The following is a 21,186-nucleotide window of genomic DNA, read 5'->3' as shown; positions in this document are numbered from 1 at the left end:
ATCTCAGACGAGCATCTCTTTTTCAAACGGTTCGTTCCTTTGTTCTACGAGCATCAGCCTGATCCACTGATCGATCTGCTGATAGTAATGGTCCACAAAATAGAATTCCTGGGGAAAAAGCTGCCATACCTCCCTCAGCTGTTGGCTGTTGAGAAACGGGAAGGTCAGCATCGACTTCAGCTGAATGATGAGGAAATTCACCGGCTGCTTCTTGAAAGAGTGATCCATCATCCCCTTTTCAAACAGGCACTTCAAGTAGAAGCGCTCCTTCATCAGATAGGAAGCGATGATTTCCCTTACGACCTGGGAGTCGATGGACACTTCCCTCCAGATGAACCGGGTAAGCTGATGGTTCTCACTCTGAAACTTCAGGAGTTTGTAGACGGCACGTTTCAGGCACACTTCTGCATCGATGTACGGGAGGGCCGCTGCCTCCTCCTCCAAAAAGCGGAGATAGGGTTCAAAGAAGTGCGTGAAGCAGGCTTCAAGAAGCCCCTGTTTCCCTTTAAAATAATAGGAGATCGTCGCCGGGTTGACATCGGCCTTGCCGGCGATATCCCTGACAGACGTTCCATCGAATCCATGGTCATTGAATAATGAAACAGCAGCAGCAAAAATCGCGTCTTTTGTACTTATGAGCTTCTTCATTCGAATCCCTCGTTTCGTTTGATTGGCCGGAAGAGAACGGAATGGATTGAAGATTTCTTGGAAATATGCTAAAACTGATTCAATACGTTCGTGAGGTTCCCGTTCGGGGGACCTGCAGCGTTACAACATGTATTCGTCCATCGCGGCCGATTCCCTCCTTTTACTTATCGACATAATCCATCGGGTAAAGGGGAAACAGGGTGTTGACGGATCAATTTGTGTAGAATAGGGGGAGTTTGTGTTGTTTAAAGTAGAAAAATATGAGGATTCAAAAGATAAAGGGTACACACTCGTCACCAAGCAGCTGAGTGCGCTGCTTGAAGGAGAGCCAAATGTCATCGCGAACCTCAGCAACGCTTCTGCGCTGTTGAATCAATTCCTCGACCGCACCAATTGGGTCGGCTTCTATCTCTATGAAGAAGAAAGCAATGAACTCGTCCTGGGGCCGTTCCAGGGGCTGCCGGCATGTGTGCGCATCCCACTGGGCAAAGGCGTTTGCGGCACGGCTGCATCGGAACGGAAGACGATGCTTGTCGAGGATGTCCATGCATTTCCCGGCCATATTGCCTGCGATGCTGCTTCACAATCAGAGATTGTCGTGCCGATCGTGAAGGGTGACAAGCTGATCGGCGTCCTCGATATCGACAGCCCTGAAAAAGCCCGATTCGACGAAGAAGATCAACATTATCTTGAACGCTTTGTGGAAGAGCTTGTGCGTCACGTTTGATAGGATAGAAAAAAGGAGGGAGCCGATCCGGCTGCCCTCCTTTTTTTATTTCCCAATCCGATTCAGTGCGTTCTCAAGGTCCTCCCAGATATCTTCATAGGCTTCCAGCCCTACCGAAAGCCTGAGGAGCGTATCGGTGATCCCCATCTTCATGCGCATTTCTTCCGGTACCACGGCGTGCGTCATCGTTGCCGGATGCTGGATGAGGGATTCGGCATCACCGAGGCTCACGGCTATTTTGATCATCTTCAGCTCATCCATGAGCTTCTGCGCGTCTTCCTTTCCTCCCTTGATGGTAAACGAAATCATCCCACCCGGCTTTTTCATCTGCTTGGTCATGATGTGATGCTGTGGATGTTCCACCTGCCCCGGGAAGATGACCGTTTCCACCAGTGGATGGTGCTTAAGTTGCTCCGCCACTTTTGAAGCACTCTCACAGTGGCGGTCCATCCTCACAGCCAGGGTCTTCAATCCCCGCAGCAGGAGCCACGCATCGAAGGGGGAGATGATGCCGCCGATATCCTTTTGGGTGGTCATGCGGATCGTTGACATCCGTTCCTGATTCCCCACGACGATTCCTGCTATCACATCCCCATGACCCCCTATATATTTGGTGGCGCTGTGGATGACCAGATCACAGCCAAATTCAAGGGGACGCTGAAGGTACGGCGAGCAAAAGGTATTGTCCACCACCACCGGAATTCCTTTTTCCTTTGCAATTGTTGAAACAAGCTCCAAATCGATAAGCTGCATCGTTGGGTTGATCGGCGTCTCTACGTAGATGCATGTCGTCCGGTCCGTGAGCTTCGAGCGGATTTCCTCCTCCGTGTCCATCGGGGAAAAATCATGGCTTATCCCAAATTTCTCTTCCATCAGCTCCAAAAGACCGAACGTACACCCATATACCCCTTGCGAGCACACGATATGGTCGCCTGCCTTCGTCAATGAAAACAGCACAGCCGAAACCGCCGCCATCCCTGAACCGAATGCAAGCGCCGCTTCTCCTCCCTCCAAGGAAGCCATCCGCTCCTCGAGAATCGAAACCGTCGGATTCCCGAGTCTTGAATATATATATCCTTCCTCATCCCCTGCAAAGCGCCTTTCCCCCTGCTTTGCTGTTTGGAATGTATAGGTGGATGTCTGATAAAGCGGCGGAGCAAGGCTGTCCGAATGCTCCACCGAAGAATAACCTTCATGAATGACCCTGGTCTCAAATCGTTTGCGTTCTTTCATTTCTCTCTATCCCTCCTCTGTCTATACTTCTAGAATATGCGAAAACACATTAAAAAGAAAGCGTTTACATTAATGTGTTAAAGGAAGCATCTCGCCCTGATTTTGACCCCTGACCGTCCCTGCCGGAATGATCCCACCGTACCCAGGGCTTACCAAGATGTCCTTCCCCCTACTGCTCCGTCAGCGATACACCTCACACATACGAAAAAGCCCGCCGGAGTTCCGGCGGGTACTATGCATACGTGGTTCGATCTTCAAGGACCACTTGGTTCTTGCCATTATTCTTGGCAATATAAAGTGCTTCATCCGCCCGCTTCACGAGCTTCTCCACCGTGACCGCAGAACGTTTGCGATGCCACGAGGCCACTCCGCAAGAAAGGGTCACCCTGGGGGAGGTCTTTTCGGAGATCCCTTCGACAAGGGCCCTTCCGATCAAAGCACCAATCGATTGTCCGACACAAGGAAGATAGACGGCCAGTTCTTCGCCGCCCCACCGGGCAACATATCCGCTTTCACCCACCACTTCCTTCATCAGATCCGCCACCTGGACGAGCACTTCATCACCAACCTGGTGACCGAACCGGTCATTGACGGATTTGAAATCATCGATATCGACAAGAAGCAGGGTGCCGTGGTCATCCTGTTCCATGGACGCATCCATCTTTTCTCCAAGATAGGCCCTGGCATAAAGATTGGTCATCTGATCGGTGATGACCAGCTCCTCCAATTTCTCCCGAAGCCTTGCATTCGTGATGGCAAGGGTGGAATGATGGATGAAGGATTGAAACAGCTTATACATATCGAATGAGAAGCGATAGGCCTCCCGGTGAAGGACGAGGCAGAAGCCAAGGAGGCTTCCATCATGCAGCATCGGAACCGCCATCAGGGAAGAAAAGGGTTCTCCATCACTCACCTGTTCGTTCATCTCGCCGATGAAGATGGCTTCCCTGCTTTGCTTCATCCTCTCCTGCACAAATTCCACATACTGCTTTCCGGAGGGAAGCCCGAACAGATCCGAGCTCTCCTCCGCGACTGTCACGGCTCCGTCCTCGAAAAGGACAAAGCCGATATGTTCCGTCTGGAAGGATCTCTCCACCTGCTTCCTCAAAAACTGGAGGGTGTCGGACATCCTCAGGTTCAAGTTCAACTGGTGGGAGGTCTCGTTGATCAGCTGAAGATCGGAAATGACTTTCCTGGATTGTTCGTAAAGTTTGGCATTCTCGAGGGCGCTTCCCGCCGTATAAGCAAGGAGCCTTACAAATTCGATTTTATGATCGGTCAGCACCGATACAGGATTGAGCTTCACTTCGAGTACCCCATAGATCCCTTGAGTCCCTTTCAGGGGTGCATAGAGGACCTGCTCACCCCAGCATTTCATTTCCCCGCTGACAAATACATGCATGGAGGCCTCATTCGCTTTGTCCAAATCAAAATGACGGATCGAATGGGCTTCATTCCCAACGGGATCGTTCGCCAGGAGCAACGTGAATACATCCTGGGGGAAAACGCGCTTCAGGGTCTCCATCGTCACAGCAAGGAGCTTCCTTACATCCCGGGTGGAGTGGAAAATCTCCGTCACGTTGAATAGTTCCCTGTATCTGCGTTCATCTTCATGCACCGTCTGAATCGCACGGGTATGAAGCAGGAAGCGATTGCTCACCTCCCATATCTGCTTCAGCTGGGCGGGCTCCACTTCTTCACCACCGCTCCAAAAGAGCAGCGAGCTGCCGCTACCCTGATGGTCAGCAAACGCGAACCCCTCAAGGATTCCCTCATGTGCCCCTTCATAGCGAATCAAGAAAGGATCCAGATACCGGATTTCCTCTTCCCGGATCGAGGGGGGAACGTCCCCTGTCTCCCCGGAACCATATAATAGATAGGCGTCATCCGAATGGATATACAGATATACTTTCTTGCAGTCCCAGGACTCTTTCATGATTCTGAGCCATCCTTCTATATAAGTGGATGGTTCCCCATCATAGATCAAGTCGAAAAGATTCGATTTATACGTTAATATTACTTCATTGTCAGTCATTTTTCCCCTCACCCACACCAAAGGTTTGTCTTATACAACAGCTGCAACAGCCGGTAGTGGCAATGGCAACGACGCTGGCGGCCCTTGATCCCTTACTCCGCCGCCAGGCACACTTCCAGGCATCAGATAACTAAAAAATCAGAAAACAATACCCATTAGCCTCTCCGAAAACGAAGGGGCCGATCGGAAGATGCTTTACCATCTTCCCCTTTGTGGACGACGTTCGTACTTTTCTATAAACGTCATTATAGCATAGTAAGTGACTTATGGACTAGATTGATCTTCAGGTATGATGGGTTTTTGGATAGGTCCAAATCCCTCCTTGACTTCTGGCACTCCGCATCATATAATATTCTTTGTGTAAAATAATGCAGCTTCAGTGAAGTCCCTTATGACCGTATTTTGTTCCTCTTACCACGAGGTGTATCTCGTAACCCGCTGCTGCTAGGGCGAAGGTACATGAAAACAAAATGCACATATTGGCTGTTCACAGGTGTTTTTATTTTACAACAAAATAAAAACAATAAAGGAGGAGTCATTCATGGCTCGATATACTGGCCCAAGCTGGAAACTATCCCGTCGTCTTGGAATCTCTCTAAGCGGAACGGGTAAAGAACTAGAAAAGCGTCCTTACGCTCCAGGACAACATGGTCCTAACCAACGTAAAAAAATCTCTGAGTATGGTCTTCAACTTCAAGAGAAACAAAAACTTCGTCACATGTACGGAGTAACTGAGCGTCAATTCCGCAACTTGTTCGATCAAGCTGGCAAACTACAAGGTAAGCACGGTGAAAACTTCATGGCGCTACTTGAGTGCCGTCTTGATAACGTTGTGTACCGTCTTGGTCTTGCCCGTACTCGTCGTCAAGCTCGTCAGCTTGTCAACCACGGTCACGTAACAGTGAACGGTTCACGCGTAGATATCCCATCTTTCCGCGTACTACCAGGACAAGTCATCTCAGTTCGTGAAAAATCACGCAACCTTGACATCATCAAAGAAGCGATGGAAGTGAACAGCTTTGTTCCTGAATTCCTTACTTTCGATGCTGACAAGCTTGAAGGTACATTCACACGCGTTCCTGAGCGTTCTGAACTACCAGCTGAAATCAATGAAGCTCTTATCGTTGAGTTCTACTCTCGTTAATGAGCAAAAAGAGTCCCTTGGAATGTTGTTTTCAACGTTTCAGGGGATTTTTTCTGTTTGGAAAACGTCACCGGACGAGAATCCCATTGTCCCCTAGTCTAGTGTTATGCAAATAATCACCTCTTCCAGCACGCTTCCGCTATCCTATGCATCCCCACTACCGGATCCCTCTTCTCCACCATGGCTGACAGCTCATGATCAACTTCCGGTTCTTCAGCGCCTCCATTTCCGCCATCCCCTGCAACCCTGAGCCTCGCGCACATATCATCAATCTTCTTTTCCTTCTTCACAATCTTTACGATCTTTAAGTTCTTCTTTATGTTTCCATCTTCATTCCATTTCTCTTTTACATCCATTTCATAAGTCTTTCACATCCATTTCACAAGGCGTTTCAATAGGATACAGCGTTGAGATTTGTAAGGAAGAAAACAAATCCTCCTCTGACATCTTTTCCGTGCAACGCCATCGATCATCATGTCTTCATTCTTCCATATGCCCATGCCCCATCCACCTGATCTCCTATCTTATATATAGGTTCTGCCTGCAAGAAAGGGTACCCCCGTAGAAATCTTCCGGCTGGGGAAGCAGATCCTCAATGCGCTGATGACATCCCTCTCTAGTGAGAGCACATGAGAACGATCGATGCCTCACTCCATTCCCCTCCTCTCGATTGGCATGTATGCTAAAATGAAATCAGGTAATTTCAGTAAAAAACGCTGCAGGATGAGGGTAATGACTCGTCCGTATAGGAGGTGATGCAATGACCCTATGGCTTTGTTTAGGGCTTATCGCCCTTTCGACGGTGTTGGGTTCTGTCATGAACGACAAAAAACTCAACGCACGCCAGAAGAAACGCACGGCAATCTGGATGATCGGCTCGTCCGTCTCATTGGCCGCCGCACTGGCAATCGTTGAATATAGCGATACGATCGCGGCATGGCTGTCGTAACGTCGGATGACGCAAAAAGGACTTCCCATCCCGGGAAGTCCTTCTTCATATTAACTTTCGTTCATTCACACATATTGGATACGGAAGTATTTCTTCTTCCCTCTCCGGATGATGGTGAATTTGTTTTCAATTTTGTCCTCTGCCCCCATGACGTGGTGAAGGTCCGTCGTGCGTTCACCGTTGATGTAGATCGCTCCATTGCCGACATCTTCGCGTGCCTGGCGTTTAGATGGGGAGATCTTCGCATCGACGAGGAGGTCGACAAGGCCGATCTCGTCAGAAGCTGAAGCTTCGACCGTCGGTACGTCCTTGAAGCCTTCAAGGATTTCATCCGCAGATAGGGATTTGATATCTCCACTGAACAATGCCGCCGAGATCCGGATGGCCTGGGCAAGGGCCTCTTCGCCGTGGATCATCTTCGTCATTTCTTCACCGAGGGCTTTTTGGGCTTTACGCAGATGAGGCTCTGATTCAACGGACTGAGCAAGTGCATCAATCTCCTCATGGGAGAGGAAGGTGAAGTACTTCAGGTATTTCACCACATCGGCATCCGCCGTGTTGATCCAGAACTGGTAGAACTCGTACGGTGACGTCTTTTTCGGATCGAGCCAGATCGCACCGCTTTCGGTTTTACCGAATTTCGTTCCGTCTGCTTTCGTTACAAGCGGGATCGTGAATCCAAACGCCTTCGTTTCCTCTTCATGCGTTTTACGGATCATTTCAAGACCGGTCGTGATATTCCCCCACTGGTCGCTCCCTCCGATCTGAAGCTTGCAGTTGTAGTGATCGTACAGGTGATTGAAGTCCATCGCCTGAAGGATCGTGTAGGTGAATTCCGTGAACGAAATCCCGGATTCAAGACGGGATGAGATCGTGTCTTTGGCAAGCATGTAGTTGATGCCGACATTCTTCCCGAAGTCTCGAAGGAAGGTCACGACATCCATGGACCCGATCCAATCATAGTTATTCACCATCACGGCTCCGTTTTCACCTTCGAAGTCGAAGATGCTTTCAAGCTGAACCTTGATGCTCGCTACATTTCCCTGGATCGCTTCAACGGTCTGCAGCTTCCGTTCTTCGCTTTTCCCGCTCGGATCCCCGATGAGGCCCGTTGCCCCACCGACAAGCACGAGGGGACGATGACCCGCATTCTGGAAGCGGCGCAGGGTCAGGAACGGCAGAAGATGACCGATATGCATGCTGTCTGCCGTCGGATCGATCCCGCAGTAGATCGAGATGCTTTCCTTCTCCAATTGTTTCTCCAGTCCTTCTGCATCCGTCTGCTGGTACGTGATGCCCCTCCAGTCCAAATCCTTCAATAATTCCATTTTTCCATTCCTCCTTATCGTTTAGCGCATAAAAAAAGCCCCTGCACAAATATGCAGGGACGCTGTTCGCGCGGTACCACCCAAATTAAGGACAAGCTGTCCTTCACTCTTTTGAAATAACGGCTCTTACCGTTTGCTGCTACTTGGGTTCACAACAAAAGCTCCGGGAGGTAATTCGTCTGCGTGCCGTGCCGATTTTCACCACCCATCGGCTCTCTGGCTGTTACGGAAAACACAAACTACTCGTTCCCATCATTGCCTAACATTTTTCATTCACTCTATATGGTTTTTATCATATTCCGCCCGAATAGTCAACGACTCCCCCTTCAGCCGTCAGACTTTTTTCCACTTTTTCCGACCGCATTCACCCTATTATGCTATAATGGGAATGTTCTGGAGGGGATGAATAAATGAACGAAAAATGGAAATTATTTCTCGACAAAATAGATCCTATACTGAAGCCTTTCCGAAGTCCGACATTCCAAAAGCGGACCCGGATTACATATGGAGTGCTGTGGAACCTGCTGCTGATCATCATGGTCACGGCCGTCCTCGGTTTTGCCTTCGCCGGTGGAGTCGGGGCCGGCTACTTTGCCTCCCTGGTCAAAGATGAGCCTCTGCGTCCCTATGAAGAAATGAAAGATGATATCTATAACTATGAAGAAACCTCCCAGCTCTACTTTGCCGATGATGTGTATCTCGGAAAGCTCCGCACCGACCTCGAGCGTGAAGAAGTGAAGCTGAAGGATGTATCGGTGGACCTGCAGCATGCCGTCATCGCAACGGAGGATGAGTACTTCGAAGAGCATGACGGAGTGGTACCGAAAGCCATCGTGCGGGCAGTCATGCAGGAATTCACCAATTCCTCCACCCAATCAGGCGGAAGCACACTCACCCAGCAGCTCATCAAAAACCAGATCCTCACGAATGAAGTGTCCTTCGAACGGAAGGCAAAAGAAATCCTCCTTGCCATGAGGCTGGAGCGATTCTTCGACAAAGAAGAGATCTTGGAGGCCTACCTCAATATGGCCACTCTTGGCCGGAATTCATCAGGTCAGAATATTGCCGGCGTCGAGACTGCTGCCGAGGGGATCTTCGGTGTGAAAGCAAAAGATCTTTCCCTTCCGCAAGCCGCCTTCATCGCAGGGCTTCCACAAGCGCCCTTCACCTACACGCCCTATACCAATCGGGGTGAGCTGAAGGAAGACCTGGAAGCTGGATTGAAGCGAAAAAACACCGTGCTGTTCCGGATGCATCGCGAAGGGTACATTACAAAGAAGCAATATGATGAAGCGGTCGCCTACGACTTGAAGAAGGATTTCATCAAGAAGAAAAAATCTCCACAGGAAAAGTATCCTTGGCTCATGGCCGAACTGGAAGAGCGCTCCATCGAGATCTTGACAGAAGTCCTTGCCGAAAAGGACGGCTATTCTAAAGAAGACCTGGAAAATAGCGATAAGCTGACGAAGGAATACAAAATCCAGGCTGACCGCAAGATCCGCTCCGGTGGATACAAGATCCACTCGACGATCAACAAAAAGATTTACGATCAGATGCAAAAAACGAAAGACGAGTACAATATGTACGGGATCACCAAAACAAAAACCGTGACCAATGAAGAGACCGGAAAAGAAGAAACCGTGGAAGAACCCGTTCAGGTCGGTGCCATCATGATCGAGAACAAGAGCGGACGGATCATCAGTTTCGTGGGTGGAAGGGACTTCAAACTGGAGCAGACCAACCACGCCACCCATTCCCATCGTTCCAACGGTTCGACGATGAAACCTCTCCTCTCTTACGCACCTGCCCTTGAATATGGAACGATTTCGCCAGGGACACCGATCCCTGATGTGGAATTCTCCGCTGCAAGCGGTAGCGGAGCAGCCTGGTCACCGAAGAACTACTCCTTCAATGAGAAGGGGCTGTATCCGGCACGCTACGCCCTTGCCGAATCCTTGAATATCTCGGCTGCACGGAATTACATCAATATCTATGACCGCGATCCGTTCAATCAATTCCTGATGAAAATGGGCTTCGATTCCCTTACAAAACGGGATAATAACCTTGCCCTTACCCTGGGAGCAGCTTCTCAGGGAGTAACGGTGGAAGAAAACGTCAATGCCTACACCACCTTCGCAAACGGTGGAAAGTTCGTTGATGCGTATATGATTGAGAAAATCGAGGATTCCGATGGAAAAACGGTTTATGAACATAAGTCGAAACCGGTCGACGTCTTCAGCCCTCAGACCGCCTATCTGACTTTGGATATGATGAGGGATACACTGGATTACAGCCTTGGGACAGGACGCTACGCCAAGCAGTTCCTGAATTTCTCCTCCGACTGGGCAGGAAAATCGGGCACAAGTCAGGATTACCATGATTCATGGTTCGTTGCATCCAATCCGAGCATCACATTCGGTACCTGGTTTGGATATGATCAGCCTTCTCCACTGAAGACACCTGATTCCGATGCCATCTATGGCCATTATGGACAGCGTACGATCCGCCTTTGGGCCCGACTGCTGAATGACACGAGGGACCTTGATCCGAAACTGATCGATCCCGATGAGTCATTCAAGGAACCGGACGGGATCGTAAGACGTTCGTACTGCTCGATCTCAGGCATGCTTCCTTCCGAGGCATGCAGCAAAGCCGGTCTGGTGAAGACCGATCTGTTCAATGCCAAATATGTGCCGACGAAGACCGATGACAGCCTCGTGATGAGCAAGTACGTCGTCGCAGGTGGCAAGAAGTATATGGCCTTACCGGAAACGCCTGACGAGTTCGCCGAACAGGGGGTCATCCTGAATCCCGACTTCGTCAAGAGGATCTTCGGCAAGGTACCAGGGGATGCCAGCAAGCTCATCCCAGACGGAGACGCACGCTTCAAGAACGTCCTCGTCGCCGAGAATAAACTGTCTGATGATGGTCAGGCCCCTGGAGGAGTAAAAGCCTCCGCAGGCGGCAGCTCCGTTTCCTGGACATCGTCCGGAAGCAGTGATGTGGTCGGCTACCGCGTATACAGTTCATCAGGTAAGAAGGTGGCAAGCGTCAAGTCCGGGGGCTCTTTATCGGCAAGCGTAGGAAATGGTTCTTACTACGTCGTTGCTGTGGATGTGGCAGGAAAAGAGTCCAAGCCATCCAACACGGTCCAGATCGGCAGTTCGAAGCCGAAGGCAAAACCGACGAACGCAAAACCGGAAGAGAAAAAGCCGGAAAAACCGGATGAACCGAAAAAGCCGGAGGAGACAGATGATGGTCAATCAGACGATTCCTCTGATCCGCCGGCTGAAGAAAAACCAGATCCCCCTGCCGAACCCGATAAGCCGGCAGAAGAATAAAGAAAGGCCCCCTCATCCGAGATGAGGGGGCCTTTCTTCGCTATCAATCTTCCATCGTACTCAGGTCACCAGTCGGGAGATCGAGCTCCCATGCTTTCAGGACGCGCCTCATGATCTTACCGCTCCTGGTCTTCGGAAGCTTATCCCGGAACTCGATTTCACGGGGTGCTGCGTGGGCAGCGAGTCCTTTTTTGACGAAGGTGCGGATTTCTTCCTTCAGCTCATCACTGATCTCATACCCGTCGCGGAGGGCGATGAACGCCTTGATGATTTCCCCGCGGACCGGATCGGGCTTCCCGATCACGCCGGCTTCTGCGACTGCCGGATGCTCAACGAGTTTGCTCTCCACTTCAAACGGACCGACGCGCTCACCCGACGTCATGATCACATCATCGACACGGCCCTGGAACCAGAAGTATCCTTCTTCATCCATGTAGGCGGAGTCCCCCGATACATACCAGTCACCCGGCATGAAGTAGGAATCATATTTCTGCGGGTTATTCCAGATCTGGCGCATCATGGACGGCCAGCCTTTTTTGATGGCAAGATTCCCCATCCGGTTCGGCGGCAGTTCGTTCCCCTGATCATCGACGATTGCAGCCTTCACACCAGGGAACGGCTTGCCCATGGACCCCGGCTTGACTTCGATGCTCGGGTAGTTGCAGATGAGCTGCCCGCCCGTTTCCGTCATCCACCACGTGTCATGGATACGAAGATTGAACACCTTCATCCCCCAGCGCACCACTTCCGGATTCAGGGGTTCCCCGACGCTCAGGATATGACGGAGGGAGCCAAGATCGAATTGCTTCACGATCTCATCCCCTGCCCCCATGAGCATGCGGAATGCAGTCGGGGCGCTGTACCATACGGTGACACCGTAGTCTTCAATCGTTTTATACCAATGCTCGGGTTTGAAGCGGCCACCGACGATGACATTCGAGGCGCCGGCGAGCCACGGACCGAAGATTCCGTACGATGTCCCTGTCACCCACCCGGGATCTGCGGTGCACCAGTACACATCTTCCTCCTGAAGGTCGAGGACCCATTTCGATGTCTGATAGTGCTGGAGCATGGCATTATGGACATGAAGCACGCCTTTCGGTTTCCCGGTTGAACCCGACGTATAGTGAAGGATCAATCCATCCTCCCTGTCCACCCACTCGACAGATAGCTTCTTCGAGGCATCCTTGAACTTCGCCATGAAGTCGATGTGCACATCATCTTCCTTGACCCCATCCCCGATGAGGAATACATGTTTCAATTGGGGCAGTTGATCCACAGGCACCCGCTCCAGGAGCTCCGGAGTGGTGACAAGCACCTTGGCTCCGCTGTCCTCGAGACGATCCCTGACCGCTCCTTCCATGAAGGCTTCGAATAATGGACCGACAATGGCACCGAGCTTGATGGCGCCAAGGATGCTGAAATAAAGTTCAGGTGACCGTGGCATGAAGATGAACACCCGGTCCCCCTTTTCTACATCCCCGAAGTTCTTCAGTACATTCGCTGCCTGGTTGGACAGCTTTTTCATATCGGCAAACGTATATTTTTCATTCCGCTCAGGGTCCCGGTAGTACAGGGCCACCTTATTTTTACGGTGGGTCTCCGCATGACGGTCGATGGCTTCATGAGCCAAATTGACCCGGCCGGTTTCTGACCATGAAAATTCCTTCTCTACCTCTTTCCAATCAAATGATTCATATGCTTGATCATAATCTGCGAGATTATAATCCCCCTTCGTTACTGGTAGCGCTTCCACTTTCATCGACATATCCCCCTTGTGAATGAAATGACATTTCCATTATAGTATAAATATAATATATTCTCAATTTTTTAAAAAATGAGACTAGAGAAGAATGAAGGAAAGATGACGGCAAACGTTGATCTGGCGAGCTTCTTAAAATATTCCAGAATAACGATTGGTGATAGAATGATAGAAAAGTCATGAAAGCGCTATCTCTTTCATGTATACTGATACTGAGGAAATTCAATAGGTGGTGGCCACATGGAATTAAAAATGACCTATAATGCAACAGAACTTAAGACAACTAAAGGCAGGATCGTCGTCGAGGGACCCATCTCGTTCGAAGAGCTGGCCAAACTCGATTTCCATGAAGACCTGACCGCATTCAGGCCTGCTCCGCAGCAGCATAAAGCCCTGATCGAAATCGCCCAGCTCCCGGAAGGAAGGATCATCATCGCACGGGATGAGAACCAGATCGTGGGCTATGTTACATATCTCTACCCGGATCCCCTGGAGCGCTGGTCGCAGGGAAAGATGAAGAATCTCATCGAGCTCGGTGCGATTGAAGTGATCCCGAAGTTCCGCGGGGCATCCGTCGGCAAGACCCTCCTGAAGGTATCCATGATGGATGACCATATGGAGGATTTCATCATCATCACAACCGAATATTATTGGCACTGGGACCTGAAGGGGACGGGTCTCAATGTGTGGGAATACCGGAAAGTGATGGAGAAGATGATGAACGCAGGAGGATTGGAATATTTCGCGACGGATGACCCGGAGATCAGCTCCCATCCCGCGAACTGCCTCATGGCGCGTATCGGGGAGCGCGTGGACCCCGACTCCATCCAACAGTTCGATCAGCTCCGCTTCATGAATCGTTTTATGTACTAGCCAAAGGGGGAAGCGACCATGATCATTGAAGAGATCATGAAATCAAACGTAGAAACGCTCAGACCGGATGACTCAATCGAAACCGCCATCAGACTCATGAGGGAAAAGAAAATCAAGCATATCCCGATTGTGGATGATGAGATGAAGATACTCGGGATCATCAGCGACAGGGACGTCAAAGACGCTGCACCGTCGATCCTCAATGAACAATCTGCTGATTTCACATTGAAGAACCCTGTCAGGCAGATCATGCAGCAGCAGGTCATCACCGGGCATCCCCTGGATTTCGTCGAAGAAGTGGCCGCGCTCTTTTATGAGCACCGCATCAGCTGCCTCCCGATCCTGAAGGCCGACAAGCTGGTCGGGATCATTACGGAAACCGACCTGCTTTATACCCTCACCCAATTGACCGGGGCGAATCAGCCGGGGTCCCAGATCGAAGTGAAGGTACCTCACCGGGCAGGCATCCTTTACGAAGTGGCCGGGATCATCCGCAAGCATAATGCGAACATCCTGAGTGTCCTTGTGTATCCCGATAAACAGGATGAGCAGCAGAAGGTCCTTGTCTTCCGCGTCCAGACGATGAATCCCACCCGCGTCATCGAGGAGATCAAACAGGAAGGATACAGCGTGTTATGGCCGAACATGCCGGGAATGCCATCATGAAGGATTCCGTCTTCATTTACTCGGATGACCTACTCGGCTACCGCTTCTCCGATAACCATCCTTTCAACCAGATGCGCCTGACCCTCACCCTGGATCTGCTCCGGGAATCCGGTGCCATTGAAGAGGATGAAATCGTCAAGCCCCGGGCCGCCACGGTGGAAGAGCTCCAATTGAACCATGATGCGGCCTATGTCCAGGCCATCAAGAAAGCCGGTAAAGGGGAACTTCCCCCCGAGCAGGCAGAGAGCTATGGAATCGGCACCGAGGATACGCCGATCTTCCCGGGCATGCACGAGGCCAGCTCCTTCCTGGTGGGCGGTACCCTGGAAGCGGTCGATCAGGTGATGAGCGGCAAGGCCAAGCACGCCCTTCATCTCGGAGGAGGCCTTCACCACGGGTTCAAAGGAAAGGCATCGGGCTTCTGCATTTACAATGATAGCTCCGTCGCCATACGATACCTTCAGGAAAAGTACAAAGCAAGGGTCCTCTATGTGGATACGGATGCCCACCACGGAGACGGGGTTCAGTGGTCCTTTTATGATGATCCCGATGTCTGCACCCTCTCCCTGCATGAAACGGGACGCTATCTGTTCCCGGGTACGGGAAATGTGAATGAGCGGGGACACGGGAAGGGCTATGGATACTCCTTCAACATCCCCCTTGATGCGTTCACCGAGGATGAGTCATTCTTGGATGCCTATGAATCCGCGATCCGGGAGGTAGCCGAGTTCTTCAAACCGGATGTGATACTGACCCAGAACGGAGCGGATGCCCATTATTATGATCCCCTCACCCATCTTTCCACCACCATGAAGACGTACCGTGAAATCCCCAGGATCGCACACGAACTTGCCCACACGTACTGTGACGGGAGATGGATTGCCGTAGGCGGAGGTGGATACGACATATGGCGGGTGGTGCCCAGGGCATGGTCGTTCATCTGGCTTGAAATGACGGGAAGGACCGTCGGAGGCTCCCTTCCTTCCACCTGGTATGATCGCTGGAAGACGAAATCCGGTATCACGCTCCCTAGGGACTGGATGGATCCGCCGGGAATTTACACACCCATTCCCAGGAAGACAGAGATCACAGAGAAAAATAAGCAGAATGTGGATAAGGCCCTCTACCCGATCCGGCAGCAGTTGGGAAAAGGAGCGGGTCATGAAACTGGCTGAAGACATGCACGCAGCAGATCGACTGCTGCGTATTTTTGATTATAGGTCAGGATTCTTCCTTTTTGAAAGGAAACAAGGAACAACAAAAAATCCGATTCCCCTAAAAAGGAATCGGATTTTTCCATTATCGCACACTATCCCCGGTCCTGATCAGACCCTCTGTGATGGCGTTTTCCATGAAGGGACTCGGTTCCCCCATGGTGTAGACCTGCAGTTCATGCATGGCCCGTGTACAGGCGGTGTAGAAGAGCCTGCGCACATCTTCTGTCCCGTAACAGTCCTCTGATGCATCATAGATGATGACGGCGTCGAACTCGATGCCTTTGGAAAGGTACGCTGGTACGATCACGACACCCTGATCATGTTCAAGCGTCCCTTTCGTGAGAAGGGTGACATCACCAAGATCGGAAAGGGCACTGAATGCCTCCGCGCTCTCTCTCGCCGTTTTACAGATGATGGCGATGCTCTCATGGCCCGATTCACGGTAATGATCGACTTTTGAGCGGACGGCCTGATGCAGTCCGGCCCGGTTTGACACCCGATCAAGTGATGGTGTTTCTCCACTTCGATCAAACGGGATGATGGCTTCACCATCAGGAATGAGCGTGCGGGTGAATTCTATGATGGGTTTCGTCGACCGGTAGCTCCTCTTGAGGCTTATGGTGTCTGTTTCCCCTTCACCATACAGCCCTGTCAGCATGCGGAAATCCGCTTGCCCGCTGGCGTGGGAGAAGATGGCCTGATTGAAGTCACCGAGGATCGTCATCCTGGCAGCGGGGAACATGCGCTTCAAAAACTCGAACTGGAACGGTGAATAATCCTGGGCCTCATCAATGACAAGATGCCTGACCGAGCTATTGATCTGGAAGCCCAGGATCAATTCTTTCAAGAAGAGGAATGGGGTGGCATCTTCATGGTACAGGCGCCCGTCATCGATGGCTTTTGCCGTCAATGCGCCGATGCCTTTCCAATGGGTCTCTTCTTCTTGAACGAGGGTGTTAAAAAGGGCTTTGTAAATGGCCACAAAGTCAATGAATCCGAATTCCCTGACATAGGTGCGCACCGGCTTCATTTTCTGTTGGACAATCAACCGGGCCAACTGATCGGGCTCGACCTCGTAGTCCCCCACCTCTTCACGTTCATACCCCTTCCTCAGTGCGAGATGAGTCCGCGCATTGTGATAGGCGTGTTCACTCAGCATTTCCATGGCATCCTGCACCCATGGCTTCCTTCTCTCCCGGCGCGTTACCTCCTTCAGCTTCTTCAAGATCCATTCCTGCAAGGCTTCCAGTCGATTCGAAAACTTGAGATCCAGGGCTGTTTGATAAAACCGGTCGCGGATTTCCCCTGCCGTCACCACCGGTTCACCCCTGAAGACGATATCCTTGAACGTCATGCCGTCTGTATCCAATGTGCTCCGATATGCAAGGACCGACTGGATAAAGGCTTTAGAAGCCTTATGACCGATGGCAGAAAGCCTCTCAGCATAAAAGGGTTCACCTTGACCGCCAAGGACGAACTCAAGCTGATCATACGCATCCTCCACAGCAAAAGAATCACCGAGCCGGTGATCCAGGTATTCCTGGAAGGTGACCTGATGCATATTTTCCTCCCCAAGCTCCGGCAGGACATTGGAGACGTACCGGCTGAACAGGGAGTTCGGGGAGAAGAGGACGATCTGATCCGCATCGATGCGATCCCTGTACTTGTAGAGAAGATAAGCGATCCGCTGAAGGGCGGCCGACGTCTTCCCGCTACCGGCTGCCCCGTGGACGATGAGGAGCCTGCCCTGGTCATGCCGGATGATCCGGTTTTGATCCTGTTGGATGGTCGCTACGATGCTGTGCATCTTTTGATCTTTTCCTCTTCCCAAGACCTGCTGAAGGATCTCATCCCCGATGGTGAGACTGGTGTCGAAAAGGGATTCAAGTACTCCCTCACGGATGAGGTACTGCCACTTCCCGTTCAATTCTCCCTTGATGACCCCACCGGGTGTATCATAAGCAGCTGGCCCAGGCTGATCATCATAATAGACGCTTGAGATCGGCGCCCTCCAATCATAGATCAGGAAATTCTCACCGGTTTCGTCGGTGAGGGACGAGACGCCGATATAGACCTTTTCCTCTGATTCATTTCCGTCCTCTGTGAAATCGATCCGTCCGAAGTATGGAATTTTTTTCATTCTCTCGAGAGTGGACAGGCGTTTAGAGGCATGCCTGTGGCTGCTCTGACTGGAGGACAGGGCCTGAGCCTCCTGGCGAAGACCGATGATTGTCTCCAGGTAGTCATCGAAGCTGTCCGTATTCACCTTGACTTCATCCCAGAAATGTTTACGCGTGTGAATCACTTCCTGTTTGCGCCTGGAGGTTTCTTCTTTTAATTTTTCAATTTCACCGTTAATCTCCTCCAGCACATGATCGACACGACGTTGCTCTTTTCTGTACTCGGCATTCATAGCATTCACTCCTCGGAATCTTTTAGATAAGGGTTGACACGAATCGTGTTTGCACTGTATAATTATAATAAGGATAACTAATACCTAAATTAAACAACAGCGCATATCTATCTAACTTTATCACATAATCCGTTTGGTGACAATACAAAAAAAGAGTGGCGTTCATGAAAATGAACGCCACTCTTTTTTTAGTTTTCTTTGTATGCCGGGTCGGTCACGATGATCTCCACCCTGCGATTCTTCTGCATATGGGCATCGGAATCATTCGGTTCCACAGGCATGGTATCTCCGTAGCCGATGGCGATGAACCGCTCAGGATCCAGTCCATTTTCGTTCACCAGGTACCGGATGACACTGCTGGCCCTGGCCGTTGAAAGTTCCCAGTTCGATGGATAGCGGTAGGTAGAGATGGGGCGATTATCGGTATGTCCTTCCACGTCCACCTTGTTCGGCAGTTCTTCAAGGAGCCCTGCGACCATATCGAGGAACGGAAAGGCAGAGTCAAGGACTTCGGCATCCCCGGTTTCGAAAAGGGCCTGCTCTTGAAGAACGAGGACGACACCCCTGTCCGTCCGCTCAGCCTTGATGGCATCCTCCATATCATGTTCCTTCAGATAGGCCTTCACATCTTTCAGGACCACATCAAGATCACTTGTACTCCCATCCGGAATGATGGACGCACCCTGAAAAGAATCCACGATGGACTCGAACTTCCCCTTATCGATCTGCGACATGGAGAAAAGCAGGATGAAAAATACGAGGATCAGGGTGACCATATCCGAAAATGTGACCATCCAGGCAGGAGTCCGGGGGGATTCTTCTTCCTTACCCCTACGCTTCATCAACGGAATCACGATCCTTCAATCGATATGTATGCAGCTCTTCACCTGACAGGAAGACCGTCAATTTTTCTTCAAGGACCCTCGGGTTTTGCCCTGATTGAAGGCCCATCACGGCCTCGATGACGATCTGTTTCATGAACACTTCCTTTTCAGTCTTCATGGCAAGCTTCGATGCCATGGGGATGAAGACCAGGTTCGCAAGGAGCGTCCCATACAGGGTCGTCAGCAGGGCAACGGCCATATTGGGTCCGAGGGATGACGGGTCGCTGAGGTTCTGGAGCATGAGGACGAGTCCGATCAGAGTTCCGATCATCCCCCATGCAGGGGCGTATTCCCCTGCTTTATCTAGCAGTCTCTTATTCTTGCGATGACGCTCTTCAATGGCAATGATCTCGGTATTCAGGATATCCGTGATGACATCCGATTCGATTCCATCCACGGCCAGAAGGACTCCCTTCCTGATGAATGGATCACGGATTTCTTCGACCTCGGTTTCCAGGGAAAGAAGCCCTTCCCTTCTCGCTTTGTCAGAAAGGGATACAAATGTGGAAATCAAGCCTTGTGTATCATGTTCCTGCACCCTGAACGACTCTGCCATCACTCTTCCCAGCTGCTTCAGTTCATTGAAGGAAAAGCTGACCAGCATGGCTCCGATCAAGCCGCCGATGACCACCAGGATGGACGGAATGTTGATAAAGGACCCAAAACTATCGGGACCTGCATTGGTAAGGATGGCAACACCGACGAATACAATCCCCAAAACGACGCCTAAAGGTGTAAGCATATCAAGCTTCTTCATCATGACTCTCCCTGCAAAAAAAATAAAATCCTGCCTTCCGGTCAAAAGAGGACGGAAGGCAGGATCAGCCTTCCAGACCTATCTAACCAGTTTACAGCATTATTTGGTTGAATTTCTGTATTCAATGCGGTGAGGAAGTACAACGGCTGCTTCATCGACCGTTTCCTTGTTCATGTATTTCGTCAAGAGTCTCATGGCCACGGCACCGATATCATAAAGCGGCTGCACGACGGACGTGAGCTGCGGACGCACCATGAGGGCAAGCCTTGTATTATCGAACGAGATGATTTCCACTTCATCCGGAATGGAAACACCCGCATCCTGCGCTCCGTGTACGACACCGAGGGCCGTTTCATCATTGCCTACGAAAACTGCAGTCGGCTTGTCCGACAGCTCAGAGAACTTCTGCCACGCTTCAAGTCCTGAATCATACGTGTATTCCCCTTCGATGACCAGTTCATCATCGTATTCGATTCCCGCTTGTGCAAGGGCTTCACGATAGCCTTCAAGCTTGAATTTCATATTGATGGTGTCATGGAACGGACCGCTTACGAATCCGATTCGTTCATGCCCCTTATCGAGGAGATCCTTGACGGCATCGTAAGTCGCCGCTTTGTAATCGATGTTGACGGAAGGGACTTTATTCGTCTCTTCAACCGCTCCAGCAAGGACGATCGGCACTGGTGAACGCTCGAATTCCTGCACATGTTCTTCAGAAATATGTCCACCGAGGAACAGGATGCCGTCCACTTGTTTCCCGAGCATCGTATTGAGGAGATGAAGCTCCTTCTCTGCATTCTGATCAGAGTTGCTCAAGATGATGTTGTATTTGTACATGGTGGCGATGTCTTCGATCCCCCGGGCAAGCTCCGCGTAGAAGATGTTGGAGATATCAGGGATGATGACTCCGACAGTCGTCGTCTTCTTGCTCGCGAGACCACGCGCAACCGCATTCGGACGGTAGCCGAGTCGATCGATGACCTCAAGTACCTTCTTCCTTGTCGCAGGCTTAACGTTGGGATTTCCATTGACCACACGTGAAACCGTGGCCATTGATACATTTGCTTCTCTTGCTACGTCATATATTGTCACGTTCATTGCAAACACGCTCCTTTACTCATAACCATTTACCTTATTTTACACCAAATAAACCTGGAGAGCGATTACAGGACTTTGTTACATTATGCACAAGTTACCATCCACTCATAA

General features: G+C 50.8%; 17 protein-coding genes and 1 other annotated feature. Of the genes, 7 read left to right on the top strand and 10 right to left on the bottom strand.

Annotated elements, in window-relative coordinates; all coding sequences use genetic code 11:
• Nucleotides 1-3: 3 nt before the first annotated feature.
• The gene (gene refZ / locus ACNA6I_RS00630; protein ID WP_048007449.1) at nt 4-648 is read right to left on the bottom strand and encodes a forespore capture DNA-binding protein RefZ; all 645 of its coding nucleotides are present in this window, start codon (nt 646-648) and stop codon (nt 4-6) included.
• A 241-nt stretch (nt 649-889) separates the two neighbouring features.
• Between refZ and ACNA6I_RS00625 the strand changes: the two genes are divergently transcribed.
• Nucleotides 890-1,375, top strand: a complete 486-nt coding sequence (locus tag ACNA6I_RS00625; protein WP_048007448.1) for a GAF domain-containing protein — start codon at nt 890-892, stop codon at nt 1,373-1,375.
• A 45-nt stretch (nt 1,376-1,420) separates the two neighbouring features.
• Here ACNA6I_RS00625 and megL read toward each other — a convergent pair whose 3' ends face one another.
• The gene (gene megL, locus ACNA6I_RS00620; RefSeq protein WP_416312774.1) at nt 1,421-2,608 is read right to left on the bottom strand and encodes a methionine gamma-lyase; all 1,188 of its coding nucleotides are present in this window, start codon (nt 2,606-2,608) and stop codon (nt 1,421-1,423) included.
• 232 nt (nt 2,609-2,840) lie between these two features.
• A complete protein-coding gene (locus ACNA6I_RS00615; protein ID WP_048007446.1) occupies nt 2,841-4,643 on the bottom strand; it encodes a sensor domain-containing diguanylate cyclase in 1,803 nt (600 codons plus the stop codon).
• Nucleotides 4,644-5,184: 541 nt separating this feature from the next.
• Here ACNA6I_RS00615 and rpsD point away from each other — a divergent pair.
• Entirely contained in the window at nt 5,185-5,787 is a 603-nt protein-coding gene (rpsD, locus tag ACNA6I_RS00610; protein WP_048007445.1) for a 30S ribosomal protein S4, read from the top strand.
• A gap of 116 nt (nt 5,788-5,903) precedes the next feature.
• Here the strand turns inward: rpsD and ACNA6I_RS00605 are convergent, their stop codons facing one another.
• Nucleotides 5,904-6,143 carry a hypothetical protein gene (locus ACNA6I_RS00605; protein WP_048007444.1) on the bottom strand — a complete coding sequence of 80 codons (240 nt, stop codon included), beginning with the start codon at nt 6,141-6,143 and terminating at the stop codon, nt 5,904-5,906.
• Between the two features lie 404 nt (nt 6,144-6,547).
• Between ACNA6I_RS00605 and ACNA6I_RS00600 the strand changes: the two genes are divergently transcribed.
• A complete protein-coding gene (locus ACNA6I_RS00600; protein ID WP_048007443.1) occupies nt 6,548-6,736 on the top strand; it encodes a hypothetical protein in 189 nt (62 codons plus the stop codon).
• Between the two features lie 65 nt (nt 6,737-6,801).
• Here the strand turns inward: ACNA6I_RS00600 and tyrS are convergent, their stop codons facing one another.
• A complete protein-coding gene (gene tyrS, locus ACNA6I_RS00595; protein ID WP_416312773.1) occupies nt 6,802-8,064 on the bottom strand; it encodes a tyrosine--tRNA ligase in 1,263 nt (420 codons plus the stop codon).
• A gap of 52 nt (nt 8,065-8,116) precedes the next feature.
• Nucleotides 8,117-8,329 (bottom strand) — a binding site (T-box leader).
• A 145-nt stretch (nt 8,330-8,474) separates the two neighbouring features.
• On the opposite strand from tyrS, the gene ACNA6I_RS00590 reads away from it, so the two are divergent.
• Nucleotides 8,475-11,405, top strand: coding sequence for a transglycosylase domain-containing protein (locus ACNA6I_RS00590; protein WP_048014846.1), 2,931 nt, complete (start codon nt 8,475-8,477; stop codon nt 11,403-11,405).
• Nucleotides 11,406-11,448: 43 nt separating this feature from the next.
• Here the strand turns inward: ACNA6I_RS00590 and acsA are convergent, their stop codons facing one another.
• On the bottom strand, nt 11,449-13,167 hold the full coding sequence (gene acsA / locus ACNA6I_RS00585) for an acetate--CoA ligase (protein ID WP_048007440.1): 1,719 nt from the start codon (nt 13,165-13,167) through the stop codon (nt 11,449-11,451).
• 240 nt (nt 13,168-13,407) lie between these two features.
• On the opposite strand from acsA, the gene ACNA6I_RS00580 reads away from it, so the two are divergent.
• From ACNA6I_RS00580 to ACNA6I_RS00570, 3 genes are read left to right on the top strand one after another with little or no spacing between them, the layout of a single operon-like run.
• Nucleotides 13,408-14,040 (top strand): GNAT family N-acetyltransferase, encoded by a 633-nt coding sequence (locus ACNA6I_RS00580; protein WP_416312772.1) that lies wholly within the window; start codon nt 13,408-13,410, stop codon nt 14,038-14,040.
• 18 nt (nt 14,041-14,058) lie between these two features.
• Nucleotides 14,059-14,706: an acetoin utilization AcuB family protein gene (locus ACNA6I_RS00575; RefSeq protein WP_252264969.1), complete on the top strand. Its 648-nt coding sequence runs from the start codon at nt 14,059-14,061 to the stop codon at nt 14,704-14,706.
• Nucleotides 14,700-15,881, top strand: coding sequence for an acetoin utilization protein AcuC (locus tag ACNA6I_RS00570; protein ID WP_416313201.1), 1,182 nt, complete (start codon nt 14,700-14,702; stop codon nt 15,879-15,881). Before ACNA6I_RS00575 ends, ACNA6I_RS00570 begins: the two co-directional genes overlap by 7 nt.
• 124 nt (nt 15,882-16,005) lie before the next feature.
• Here the strand turns inward: ACNA6I_RS00570 and helD are convergent, their stop codons facing one another.
• The 4 genes from helD to ccpA form a co-directional block, all read right to left on the bottom strand.
• Nucleotides 16,006-18,336, bottom strand: a complete 2,331-nt coding sequence (gene helD, locus ACNA6I_RS00565) for an RNA polymerase recycling motor HelD (RefSeq protein ID WP_416312771.1) — start codon at nt 18,334-18,336, stop codon at nt 16,006-16,008.
• Nucleotides 18,337-18,524: 188 nt separating this feature from the next.
• Nucleotides 18,525-19,130 carry an OmpA family protein gene (locus tag ACNA6I_RS00560; protein ID WP_048007478.1) on the bottom strand — a complete coding sequence of 202 codons (606 nt, stop codon included), beginning with the start codon at nt 19,128-19,130 and terminating at the stop codon, nt 18,525-18,527.
• A gap of 37 nt (nt 19,131-19,167) precedes the next feature.
• A complete protein-coding gene (gene motP, locus ACNA6I_RS00555; protein ID WP_063190676.1) occupies nt 19,168-19,977 on the bottom strand; it encodes a flagellar motor protein MotP in 810 nt (269 codons plus the stop codon).
• A gap of 99 nt (nt 19,978-20,076) precedes the next feature.
• On the bottom strand, nt 20,077-21,075 hold the full coding sequence (gene ccpA / locus ACNA6I_RS00550; protein ID WP_048012698.1) for a catabolite control protein A: 999 nt from the start codon (nt 21,073-21,075) through the stop codon (nt 20,077-20,079).
• Nucleotides 21,076-21,186 lie beyond the last annotated feature (111 nt).

The sequence above is a fragment of the Rossellomorea sp. FS2 genome (assembly GCF_047915635.1).
Classification (GTDB): Bacteria; Bacillota; Bacilli; order Bacillales; family Bacillaceae_B; genus Rossellomorea; species Rossellomorea marisflavi_A.
This window is presented reverse-complemented; position numbering and strand designations above follow the sequence as displayed.